General features: G+C 75.2%; 11 protein-coding genes. 9 read left to right on the top strand and 2 right to left on the bottom strand.

Annotated features, from left to right (window positions below; all coding sequences use genetic code 11):
- From KIK08_RS21945 to KIK08_RS21935, 3 genes are all read left to right on the top strand, one after another.
- The coding region (locus tag KIK08_RS21945) for a hypothetical protein (protein ID WP_214405103.1) at positions 1-375 on the top strand (375 nt) is incomplete at its 5' end.
- Between the two features lie 110 nt (positions 376-485).
- Entirely contained in the window at positions 486-1,094 is a 609-nt protein-coding gene (locus tag KIK08_RS21940; protein WP_214405102.1) for a sulfite oxidase-like oxidoreductase, read from the top strand.
- Between the two features lie 31 nt (positions 1,095-1,125).
- Positions 1,126-1,872: an FAD-binding oxidoreductase gene (locus KIK08_RS21935; RefSeq protein ID WP_214405101.1), complete on the top strand. Its 747-nt coding sequence runs from the start codon at positions 1,126-1,128 to the stop codon at positions 1,870-1,872.
- A gap of 7 nt (positions 1,873-1,879) precedes the next feature.
- Here KIK08_RS21935 and KIK08_RS21930 read toward each other — a convergent pair whose 3' ends face one another.
- The gene (locus KIK08_RS21930) at positions 1,880-2,722 is read right to left on the bottom strand and encodes a DUF1932 domain-containing protein (protein WP_214405100.1); all 843 of its coding nucleotides are present in this window, start codon (positions 2,720-2,722) and stop codon (positions 1,880-1,882) included.
- A gap of 16 nt (positions 2,723-2,738) precedes the next feature.
- The gene (locus tag KIK08_RS21925) at positions 2,739-3,728 is read right to left on the bottom strand and encodes a metal-dependent hydrolase (RefSeq protein ID WP_256446334.1); all 990 of its coding nucleotides are present in this window, start codon (positions 3,726-3,728) and stop codon (positions 2,739-2,741) included.
- 9 nt (positions 3,729-3,737) lie between these two features.
- On the opposite strand from KIK08_RS21925, the gene KIK08_RS21920 reads away from it, so the two are divergent.
- The 6 genes from KIK08_RS21920 (at position 3,738) to KIK08_RS21895 (ending at position 10,891) form a co-directional block, all read left to right on the top strand.
- Positions 3,738-4,214: a DUF732 domain-containing protein gene (locus KIK08_RS21920; protein WP_214405098.1), complete on the top strand. Its 477-nt coding sequence runs from the start codon at positions 3,738-3,740 to the stop codon at positions 4,212-4,214.
- A gap of 540 nt (positions 4,215-4,754) precedes the next feature.
- The gene (locus KIK08_RS21915) at positions 4,755-6,719 is read left to right on the top strand and encodes a polysaccharide biosynthesis protein (protein ID WP_308257796.1); all 1,965 of its coding nucleotides are present in this window, start codon (positions 4,755-4,757) and stop codon (positions 6,717-6,719) included.
- Positions 6,716-7,942 (top strand): DegT/DnrJ/EryC1/StrS family aminotransferase, encoded by a 1,227-nt coding sequence (locus tag KIK08_RS21910; protein WP_214405097.1) that lies wholly within the window; start codon positions 6,716-6,718, stop codon positions 7,940-7,942. The genes KIK08_RS21915 and KIK08_RS21910 overlap by 4 nt, the downstream gene beginning before the upstream one ends.
- Positions 7,939-8,622: a sugar transferase gene (locus KIK08_RS21905; RefSeq protein ID WP_214405096.1), complete on the top strand. Its 684-nt coding sequence runs from the start codon at positions 7,939-7,941 to the stop codon at positions 8,620-8,622. Before KIK08_RS21910 ends, KIK08_RS21905 begins: the two co-directional genes overlap by 4 nt.
- Complete coding sequence (locus tag KIK08_RS21900; RefSeq protein ID WP_214405095.1) at positions 8,622-9,920, top strand: nucleotide sugar dehydrogenase; 1,299 nt, start codon at positions 8,622-8,624, stop codon at positions 9,918-9,920. The genes KIK08_RS21905 and KIK08_RS21900 overlap by 1 nt, the downstream gene beginning before the upstream one ends.
- Positions 9,917-10,891: an NAD-dependent epimerase/dehydratase family protein gene (locus tag KIK08_RS21895; RefSeq protein WP_214405094.1), complete on the top strand. Its 975-nt coding sequence runs from the start codon at positions 9,917-9,919 to the stop codon at positions 10,889-10,891. Before KIK08_RS21900 ends, KIK08_RS21895 begins: the two co-directional genes overlap by 4 nt.
- The last annotated feature ends 4 nt before the right edge of the window (positions 10,892-10,895 follow it).

The following is a 10,895-nucleotide window of genomic DNA, read 5'->3' as shown; positions in this document are numbered from 1 at the left end:
GGGCCCGACGACCGGGGCGCCGTCACCGGCAGGCTGGGCGGGCGCACCGGCACCACGGTGAGCGCACTCGCGGCCGCGGGCGAGCTCGTCGGCGACAAGCTGCCGGCCACCCCGACCCGCACCGCGCTGCCCAGCCTGCTGTCCCGCGCGGCCGCCGGCGCCGTCGCGGCGGGTGCGGTGGCCACCCGCGACGGCGACGATCCCGCCGTGCCCGCGGTCATCGGACTGGTGACGGCCGTCGGCACGGCGTTCCTGGCCGTGCGGGCCCGGGCCGCGGCCGCCGAGCGGCTCGGCTCCGACCGACCGGGGGCCGTCGCCGAGGACGCGCTGGCCGCGCTGCTGGCCTGGCTGGGGACCCGCCGCGCCGACCGGTAGCGCGGATCACCGCCGCGGGCACGGCGGGAACACCAGCAGACCCTCGCGCGCTGCCCCGTGTGCTGGCAAGGTCATCGGTCGGGGCGACCCGGCCCGGAGGGAGCGCACACATGGCCACCACCAGAGGATTCTTCGGCCGCTCGCGGGCGGAGCGCGACCCGCGCCTGCCCCCGGGCCAGTACGACGCCCGCGGCGACTGGCCCGTGCTGCACGCCGAGGCCACCCCGCGCATCGGCACGGACCGCTGGACCTTCACCGTCGAGGGGCTGGTGGAGAACGAGGTCAGCTGGACGTGGGACGAGATCCACGCGCTGCCGCCCTCGCGCTACGCCGGCGCCATCCACTGCGTGACGACCTGGTCCAAGTTCGACATGACCTTCGACGGGGTCTCGGTCGACACGCTGCTGGCCGCGGCGAAGCCGCTGCCCAGCGCCACGCACGTGATGGCGGTGTCGCACACCGGCTACACCACCAACCTGCCCCTGGCCGACGTCACCGACGGCAAGGCCTGGGTGGTCTGGGACGCCGACGGTGCGCCGCTGACCACCGAGCACGGCGGCCCGGCCCGGCTGCTGGTGCCGCACCTGTACTTCTGGAAGAGCGCCAAGTGGGTCTCGGGGCTGCGCCTGATGGACCACGACGAGCAGGGCTTCTGGGAGCGCAACGGCTACCACGACCGCGGCGACCCCTGGCAGGAGCAGCGCTACCAGGGCGACTGAGACCCGCCCGCCCGCCGACGACCGGAGGACCGTGAGCACCACCCCGCACGGCACCACCCACCGCGCCACCCTGCGCTGGCAGGACGCGGTGGTGCTCTCGGTGCGCGACGAGACGCCGACGGCGCGCACGCTGCGCCTGGCGCTGCCGACGGCGCGCCCGCACCTGGCCGGCCAGCACTACGTCGTGCGGCTCACCGCGCCCGACGGGTACACGGCGTCCCGGTCGTACTCGGTGGCCTCGGCGCCCGCCGACGGCTTCGACGACCCGCCGGCCGGCGAGATCGAGCTGACCGTCGAGCGGCTGGTCGACGGGGAGGTCTCCGGCTACCTGCACGACGTCGTCGAGCCCGGCGACGAGCTGGAGGTCCGCGGTCCGATCGGCGGGTTCTTCGCCTGGTCCGGCACGTCCCCCGCGCTGCTGGTGGGCGGCGGGTCCGGGGTGGTCCCGCTGATGTCGATGCTGCGCCAAGCCCGGCTGACCGACCGCGCCGACCTCGTGCGGCTGGTGGTCTCGGCGCGCTCGCCGGCCGAGCTGTACTACGCCGCGGAGATCGTCGGGCCGCAGACGACGGTGCTCTACACGCGCCAGACCCCGCCCGGCGCCGGTCGGGCCGCGGGCCGGCTGGCCGTGGCCGACCTGGCCGGGCTGGTCCGCGGGGGCGAGGACGTGTTCGTCTGTGGTTCGCCCGGCTTCGCCGACGCCGCGACGGCGGTGCTCGTGGAGGCGGGGGTGCCGGTGGGCTCGATCCGCGTGGAGCGGTTCGGGCCGACCGGCTGAGCGCCGCTCAGCCGCGCAGGCCCCACTCGTTGGCGCGGTCGGTGCTGTCGGCCGCGGCGAGGCGGCGGTAGACCTCGGCCGCGGCCAGCGAGAAGCCGTCGGGCACGTCGACCGCGGCCAGCGCCGCCGCGGCCTCCTGCATCTCCCCCACGAACCGCCACGCCTTGCCGACCGTCCTCGACGACGCCCCGTCGGGCAGCGGGCCGGCGCCGGTGCGGGTGAGCTCCTCGCGCAGCGCGTCGACCACGCCGTAGCGGTCGGCCGCTTCGGCCGAGGCCAGCCGCAGCGCCGTCACGGCCTTGGTCTGCAGCGCGAAGCAGGCCTTCAGCGCGCTCGCCGTGCCCAGCTCGGCCCCCAGCACCCGGGGTGGGAACGGGGTGCCGGCGAACAGCTCCGCGGCCTCGGCCGCGCCCGCCCCGGACAGCCACAGCACCGCGGGGCCCGGCTCCCACGCCGGCAGGCCGATGATCGCCCCGTCGACGACGTGCTCGGCGCCCAGGAGCTCGCCGATGCCGCGGACCGTGTCCGGTGAGACGGCGTTCGCGTCGACGTAGAGGGGCCGCTCGTCGCGGCCCTCCAGGGCCGCGGCGACCTGCTCGGCGACGTCGCGGGCCGCGTGCGGGGGGCACACCGAGACGATGACGTCGGCGCGCCGGGCCAGCGCCGCCAGGTCGGCGACACCGACCAGGTCGGCCAGCTCGGCGCGCTTGGAGGTGGTGACGCTGCGCCCCGCGGCCGCCCAGATGACCGCGCCGGCCCTCGGTTTGAGGGCCGAGCCCACGGCGGCCCCCATCGATCCCGGGTGCAGCACGCCGACGACCGGACGGGACGGGATCTCGCGGACAGCCATGGCCGCATTCTCCCCGTCAGGCCCCGGACACGAGCCGGTAGGCCTGCTGGCCGACGTCGGTGAGCCAGGGGGCCAGCCCGGGCACGACGAGCACGGCGAGCACGAACACGGCGACGGTGAGGGCGGGCGCGACCACCCAGGCCTCCACCGAACCGCCGGTGCGCATCCGCAGCGGGCGCGGGCTGCCCACCGGGTACCAGCGCCGCCTGCGGATCGGCAGCGGCCACAGCAGCGGGGCACCGCTCTCGGTGATCGCGTCGCCGATCGAGTGCACGATCATGCCGATCGTCACCGCGGTGCCCAGCCAGCCCGCGGTACCGGCGGTGCCACCGGGGACGACGTCCTCGACGAGGTAGGTCAGCCCGGCCGCGATGACCAGCGACGGCGGGCCGGGGACCAGCGCGTCCAGGCCCTTGATGGCCAGCGCGATGCAGATGAACAGGGTGCCGACCAGCACCGGGGCGCCCCAGCGCGCCGAGGCCAGGTTGATCGCCACACCCAGCGCCACCGCACCGACGACGGTGTGGGTGATGCCGCGGTGGGTGCCCTTCCCGGTGTCGCGCCTGCCCCGGGTGAGGTCGTAGAGCAGCCCGGAGAACGGCCGGACGACGTTGCTGGCCAACCAGGACGCCGCCGCGAACCGGCGGGTGGCGATGGAGTTGGGGTGGTCGAGGTCGGGCAGCAGGGCGGCGCCCGCGCACACCGCGGCGAACGTCACCACCGTGCCGGCGCTCGGCTCGATCCCCACCGCGTGCGGCGCGTAGCCCGCCACCGCCAACCCGGCCACCGCACCCGATGTCGCATGACTTACCCCGAGCACGCCACCGACCCTACGGACACGGACCGTCACCACCGCGGCGACGCGCCGGAACGGAGATCGACCCGCAGCTCGTCCGCCGGGACTGGCCCGGCGAGGGGAGATGCGGGACTCCCGTGCGGGAGCGGGGTTCACACGACGGTGTGGTTGGGGCGTCCAGGGCCGGTGCCGGCCACCGGTAGGGGTCATGGTGCCCGGATGCGACGCTGCGGTAGGAGCCCGCTGCTGGTGGGCATCACGACGGCAATCGCGCTGGCCGGCTGCGGCGGCGCCGGGCCGGTGGCGGACGACGCGGCCCGCACCGCGGCCTCCGCGACGACGTCCACGACCGTCCCGTCGACCTCGACGGCACCGGCATCGGCGACTCCGTCGTCATCCTCGCCGGCGCCGGCTCCGGCGTCACCGCGGGCGTCCGGACCGGCCGCGGCCCCGAAGGCCCCCGCGACACCGGCCGGCGGCGAGCGGCGCGACGCCCTGCTCGACGGTCTCCGCTCGGCCGGCGTGCCGGTCAGCGCCGACGGCGCGCGGGAGGTCCGGATGGCCGAGACCGCGTGCGCGATGGTCGCGCAGGGCATGACCACCGACGACCTGGCGGCCGCCCTGAGCGCCCGGTACCCGGTGCCCGCTCCGTTCGCCCGGCGGATGGCCGGGATCGTCGTCGCCACCTACTGCTGACCCGACCGGCACCGCGGCGGCGAAACACGCATTTCCTGTGATTTCCGCGGCACTCGCGGCGATTTCCGACCAATCTGTGACCGGAAACGCACGACGCACTACGCTGATCACGGTGAGACGGTTTCGGGCGATCCTCACCGGGCGCGTCCGCCGGTACACAGACGGGTGGGAAGTCGCTCACGTCGACCGGCGGAACCCGACACAGGGTAATCGGATGACGGGCCCCATCAGCCGCGATCTGGCCGCACCACAGGCTTCCCCTGCAGCTCAGGCCGACATGTAGGCGGTGCGCAGCGACCTTCGTCGCCGGACCGGGGAACACTCGTCCTTCGAGTGATTGCCCGAAGCGAACTACTGCGCATACCGTCGAGAAGCGTCCGGAGCGATCGTTCCCAACCCCCGTCGGGTCCCGATCCCCGTGACGGCCGCGCAGGTTGCGTGGAATTTCCCGGATGGCGCGTCGGCCACGGCCGACGCCCGATGCGGAAACGGTGGTCGATACCCGCACACCGGTTCACGGGATGAGCGGTCGGAGGACAAGTGACACCAGAAGCGGACGAGGACGTGCCGGCCGGCGAGCGGCGGCACGACGACCGGAGCACCGGTTCGACGGCCCGCCCGAGGCTGCCCGCCGACTACGCGGCCCGCCGGCTCGTCCTGCTGGCCTGGGACTGCGTCGCCTGGGCCGCCGGGCTCACCGCGGGCATCTGGCTGCGCTACGAGGGCGACGTCGCGGTGATCGAGCGGCGCGGCCTGGCCCTGCTGGTGCTCATCGCGCTGGTCGCGCACGTGCTGGTCGCGGTGCCGATGCACCTGTACCGGGGCCGGCACGAGATCGGCAGCGCGGAGGGCACCGTCGCGCTGTGCACCGTGATGGGGCTGGCCGGCGTCGTCGCCTTCGTCGCGGTGCTGCTGCCCTACGAACCCCACGTTCCGCGCTCCGTCCCCGCGATCGGCACGCTGATCGCGATCGCCGTCGCCGTCGGCGCGCGGCTGGCCGTGCGACTGCTGCGCGAGTACGCCGCCCGCCCGGACGGGGAGGCCGCGCAGCGCGTCATCGTGCTCGGCAGCGGCGCCGAGGGCCAGCAACTGGTGCAGTCGATGAGCAGCGACCCCGACAGCGGCTACCTGCCGGTCGCCCTCCTCGACGACGCTCCGGCCGCCCGGCACCGGCGCGTCTGCCGGATCCCGGTCCAGGGCACCCGCCACGACCTCGCCGAGGTCGCCACCCGGACCGGGGCCGACCTGCTCGTGGTGGCCGACCGCGAGCTGAGCGCGGCGGCGATGGACCAGGTGAGTCGCACGGCCGCCGAGGCCGGCCTCGGGATCAAGGTGCTGCCCCCGCTCAGCGAGCGGCTGCGCCCCCTCGTCGAGCACTCCGACCTGCGCGACCTCGACATCAGCGACCTGCTCGGTCGGCACCCGGTCGAGATCGACGTGGCGGCGATCGCCGGCTACCTGACCGGTCGCCGGGTGCTGGTGACCGGGGCCGGCGGGTCGATCGGCTCCGAGCTGTGCCGCCAGATCCACCGGTTCGGCCCGGCCGAGCTGATCATGCTGGACCGCGACGAGTCCGGCCTGCACGCGACCCAGCTGTCGATCACCGGCAGCGCGCTGCTGGACACCGCCGACACCGTCCTGGCCGACATCCGCGACGCCGAGGTCCTCGACGCGCTGTTCGTCGAGCGTCGCCCCGAGGTCGTCTTCCACGCCGCCGCGCTCAAGCACCTGCCGATGCTGGAGCGGTTCCCCGAGGAAGCGTGGCGGACCAACGTCCTGGGCACCCAGAACGTGCTGGAAGCGGCCTGGCGCTGCGGCGCGACCCGGTTCGTCAACATCTCCACCGACAAGGCCGCCGACCCGGTCAGCGTGCTCGGCCGGTCCAAGCGCCTGGGCGAGCGGCTGGTGGCCGAGGCCGCCGCGTACACCGAGGGCACCTACCTGTCGGTCCGGTTCGGCAACGTGCTGGGCAGCCGGGGATCGGTGCTCACCACCTTCACCGAGCAGATCGCCGCGGGTGGGCCGGTCACCGTCACCCATCCCGACGTGACCCGGTTCCTGATGACCACCGCCGAGGCGGTGCAACTGGTCGTGCACGCCGCCGCGATCGGCAGCCCGGGCGAGGTGCTGGTGCTCGACATGGGCGAGCCGGTGCGGATCACCGACCTCGCCCAGAATCTGATGCGGCTGGCCAACCGGTCGGTCGAGATCGTCTACACGGGGCTGCGCGACGGCGAGAAGCTGCACGAGGAGCTGATCGGTTCCGGCGAGGTCGACCGCCGGCCGATCCACCCGGCCGTCTCGCACATCGCGGTGCCGCCGCTGCCGGTCACCTGGGCCCGCGAGCAGGCCGAGCGGGTGGGGTGCGGCCGGGCGATGGCCGTCCTGCTGGACCTGCCCGCCCCCGCGATGGCCGAGACCCGGTCAGGTGCGGACGGCCGAGCCGCGCCCGGCGCCCGAACGGGCTCCGACCACCTGGTCCCGCTGCCCCGGCGGGCGTCGTGAGCGGCCCCGCGACCCGCGCGTCCGCGCTCGCCCTGCACGGCGGCACCCCGGTGCGGGCCGGCTGCTGGCCCGGCTGGCCGCACTTCGACGACGACGAGCGGGCCGCCGCGGCGGCCGTGCTCGCCTCCGGCCGGGTCAACTACTGGACCGGCGAGCACGGACGGGCCTTCGAGCGCGAGTTCGCCGACTGGGCCGGGGTCGAGCACGCCGTCGCCGTGGCGAACGGCACCGTCGCACTGGAGATCGCGCTGCGCGCGCTCGGGGTCGGTCCGGGCGACGAGGTCGTGGTGCCGGCGGCCACCTTCATCGCCACCGCCAGCGCGGTGGTGGCCTGCGGGGCGCAGCCGGTGGTCGTCGACGTCGACCCGCGGACCCAGTGCCTCACCGCCGCGACGGTCGAGCCCGCGCTCACCGGCCGCACCGCCGCGGTGGTCGTGGTGCACCTGGGCGGCTTCCCGGCCGACGCCGAACCGGTCGTGCGGCTGGCCCGCCGGGCCGGGCTGGCCGTCGTCGAGGACTGCGCGCAGGCCCACGGCGCGCGCCGGGACGGCCGGCGCGTCGGCACCTTCGGCGACGTCGCCGCCTGGTCGTTCTGCCAGGACAAGATCATGACGACGGCCGGTGAGGGCGGCGCGATCACCACCGCCGACCGGCGGCTGTGGCGGCGCTGCTGGGAGTACAAGGACCACGGCAAGAACCACGACGCCGTGTCCGCCCCGGCCCCGCGCCCCGGGTTCCGCTACGTGCACGACAGCTTCGGGACCAACGCCCGGATGTCCGAGATCCAGGCCGCGGTCGGGCGCCGCCAACTGCGCAAGGTCGACGGCTGGGTCGCGACCCGGCGGGCGCTCGCCGACCGGCTCACCGCCGGGCTGGCCGACGTGCCGGCGCTGCGGCTGCCGGCCGCGCCGGCCGGCGTCGCCCACGCCTACTACCGCTACTACGTCCACCTGCGCCCCGAGCTGCTCGGCGCCGGCTGGGACCGCGACCGGGTGGTCGCCGCGCTGGTCGCCGAGGGGATCCCGGCGACGCACGGGGGGGGCGCGGAGATCCACCGGGAGCGGGCGTTCCGCTCGACGGGCCACCCGCCCGCGGTGCTGGCGAACGCGGCCGCGCTGGCCCGGACGTCGCTGACGCTGCCGGTGCACCACCGGATGGCCGACACCGACGTCGACCAGGTGCTCCTGGCGGTGCACAAAGTGCTCGCGGAGGCCGGCCGGTGAGGCGGACCGTGGACGTGGTCGTCGGCGCACTGGCCGGGCTGCTGCTGGCGCCCGTGGCCGGCGTCGTGGCGCTCGCCATCCGGCTGCGCCACGGCCCGCCGGTGCTGTTCCGCCAGGTGCGCGCCGGCCGGCACGGCGAGCCGTTCACGATCCTCAAGTTCCGCACGATGCGACCCGAGCGGTTCCCCGGCCAGCCCGACGCCGACCGCCTGACCGCGCTCGGCCGGCGGCTGCGCAGCACCAGCCTCGACGAGCTGCCCCAGCTGTGGAACGTGCTGCGCGGCGAGATGAGCCTGATCGGCCCCCGCCCGACCCTGCCCGAGCAGGTCGTGCACTACAGCGCGCGCCAGCGCGGGCGGCTGGCCGTGCGGCCGGGCCTGACCGGCTGGGCCCAGGTCCGCGGCCGCAACGCGCTGAGCTGGCCGGAGCGGATCGAGCTGGACCTGTGGTACCTGGCCAACCGGTCGCTGCTGCTCGACCTGCGCATCGTCGCGCTCACCGCGGCGCGCCTGCTCCGCCCGACCGGCGTCACCGGCGCCGGCGGGGTGAACCCCGGCTTCCCGCACCCGGCGCCACCACCGGCGCCACCGTCCCTGTCACCACCGGCGCCACCACCCGTGCCACCGCCACGGACCGCCGCACCACCCCCGCCCCACCCGGTCCGAGGAGGAACACCCTGATGACGACACTGCCGACAAAACCGACGCTGGGGAGCGGGACCGGGCAGAAGGTGGTCGTGGTCGGGCAGGGCTACGTCGGGCTGCCGATCGCCATGCGCGCCGTCGAGGCCGGTTTCGACGTCGTCGGCGTCGACGTCGACGACGTCCGGGTCGCCGCACTGGCCGCGGGCGAGTCCTACGTCGAGGACGTCGACCCGGCCGACCTGCGCGCCGCCCTCGCATCCGGGCGCTACCGCCCCACCGCCGACTACGCGCTGGCCGACGGCTTCGACGCGGCGATCATCACGGTGCCGACCCCGCTGCGCGACGCGCTGCCCGACCTCAGCTTCATCCAGGCGGCCGCCGAGGAACTGGCGCCCCGGCTCGAACGCGGCGCGACCGTCGTGCTGGAGTCGACGACCTACCCGGGGACCACCGAGGAGCTGCTGGTCCCGCTGCTGGAACGGGGTAGCCGGCTCGCCGCCGGGCGGGAGTTCCACGTCGGGTACAGCCCGGAGCGGATCGACCCGGGCAACCGGCGCTGGCGGCTGGTCAACACCCCGAAGGTCGTCTCCGGCATCAACGAGGTGTCGTTGCGCGCGGTCGAGGCGCTGTACGGCCGGCTGGTCGACCGGGTCATCCCGGTCTCTGGCTGCAAGGAGGCCGAGCTGACCAAGCTGCTGGAGAACACGTTCCGGCACGTCAACATCGCCCTGGTCAACGAGATCGCGATGTTCGCCCACGAGCTCGGGGTGGACGTCTGGGAGGCCATCGACGCGGCCTCGACCAAGCCGTTCGGCTTCCTGCGGTTCACCCCCGGCCCCGGTGTGGGCGGGCACTGCCTCCCGGTCGACCCGACGTACCTGTCCTGGGAGGTCCGCCGCCGGCTCGGGCGCAGCTTCCGGTTCGTCGAGCTGGCCAACGACGTCAACGACCACATGCCCGACCACGTCGTGCTGCGGATCACGGCCGGGCTGAACGCCCGGCGCAAGGCCGTCTGCGGCAGCACGGTGCTCGTCCTCGGGCTGGCCTACAAGCCCAACACCGGCGACATCCGGGAGTCCCCCGCCCTGCGCGTCGTCGAACTGCTCACCGACCTCGGCGCCCGCGTGCAGGTCGTCGACTCGCACATCGAGGCGCACCGCTGCCCGCCCGGAGTGCGGCTGGTGCAGCTCACGCCTGCCCGGGTCCAGGCGGCCGACGCCGTCGTCGTCCTCACCGACCACGACGACGTCGACTACGGGCTGCTCGCCGACGCCGAGGCGTGGGTGCTGGACACCCGCCGCCGGCTCACCGGGAAGGAGGTCGAGTACCTGTGAACCCGCGAGGGAAGGTCGTGGTCACCGGCGGGGCGGGCTTCATCGGGTCGAACCTGTGCCGCGTGCTGGCCCGGAGCGGGCGCACCGATGTCGTGGTCGTCGACGACCTGAGCACGGGCCGGCGGCGCAACCTCGACGGCGTGCCCGTCGAGGTGCACGAGGTCTCGATCCTCGACGGCGCCCTGCCTGCGCTGTGCGCGGGCGCGTCGGCGATCGTGCACCTGGCCGCGGTGCCCTCGGTGCCCCGGTCCATCGCCGACCCGCGGCGCAGCCACGACGTGAACGTGACCGGCACCCTGGAGGTGCTCGACGCCGCGCGCGCCGTGGGCGCGCACGTGGTGCTCGCCTCGTCCAGCTCGGTCTACGGGCACAACCCGACGCTGCCCAAGACCGAGGACATGGTGTGCCGGCCGGCCAGCCCGTACGCGGTGAGCAAGCTCGCCGCGGAGTCGTACGCCCTGGCGTACGGCTCCTGCTACGGGACGCCCTGCACCGCGTTCCGGTTCTTCAACGTCTTCGGGCCCGGCCAGCCACCCGACCACGACTACGCCGCGGTCGTCCCCGCCTTCGTCGCGGCCGCGCTGCGCGGCGACCCGCTCGTCGTGCACGGCGACGGCGAGCAGAGCCGGGACTTCACCTTCGTCGACTCGGTGACCGACGTGCTCACCCGGGTCGTCGAGCACCGCACGTCCTCGCCGACACCGGTGAACCTGGCCTTCGGCACCCGGACCACGCTCAACGAGCTCATCGCCGTCCTCGGCGGCCTGCTCGGGCGCCGGCTCGACGTCGAGCACCGCCCGCCGCGCGCGGGTGACGTGCGCCACTCCCAGGCCGACACCGCGGCGCTGCGGCGGCTGGTCCCCGGCGCCGCCCCCGTCCCGCTGGAGATCGGCCTCCGGCGCACCATCGAGTGGCTGGAGAAGCGGGCCACTCCAACCGCCACCACCGCCGCACCGCTGGGCGCACGATGAGGGC

The organism is Pseudonocardia lacus (genome assembly GCF_018531445.1).
In the GTDB taxonomy this organism is placed as follows: Bacteria; Actinomycetota; Actinomycetes; order Mycobacteriales; family Pseudonocardiaceae; genus Pseudonocardia; species Pseudonocardia lacus.
The sequence above is the reverse complement of the archived record's forward strand: the minus strand, read 5'-3'. Positions and strand labels throughout refer to the sequence as shown.

Excerpts from the sequence above, each read along its gene's own strand:
- KIK08_RS21940 (WP_214405102.1), top strand. The coding sequence starts at position 486 with ATGGCCACCACCAGAGGATTCTTCGGCCGCTCGCGGGCGGAGCGCGAC.
- KIK08_RS21930 (WP_214405100.1), bottom strand. The coding sequence starts at position 2,722 with ATGGCTGTCCGCGAGATCCCGTCCCGTCCGGTCGTCGGCGTGCTGCAC.
- KIK08_RS21925 (WP_256446334.1), bottom strand. The coding sequence starts at position 3,728 with ATGACCCCTACCGGTGGCCGGCACCGGCCCTGGACGCCCCAACCACAC.
- KIK08_RS21920 (WP_214405098.1), top strand. The coding sequence starts at position 3,738 with ATGCGACGCTGCGGTAGGAGCCCGCTGCTGGTGGGCATCACGACGGCA.
- KIK08_RS21900 (WP_214405095.1), top strand. The coding sequence starts at position 8,622 with ATGACGACACTGCCGACAAAACCGACGCTGGGGAGCGGGACCGGGCAG.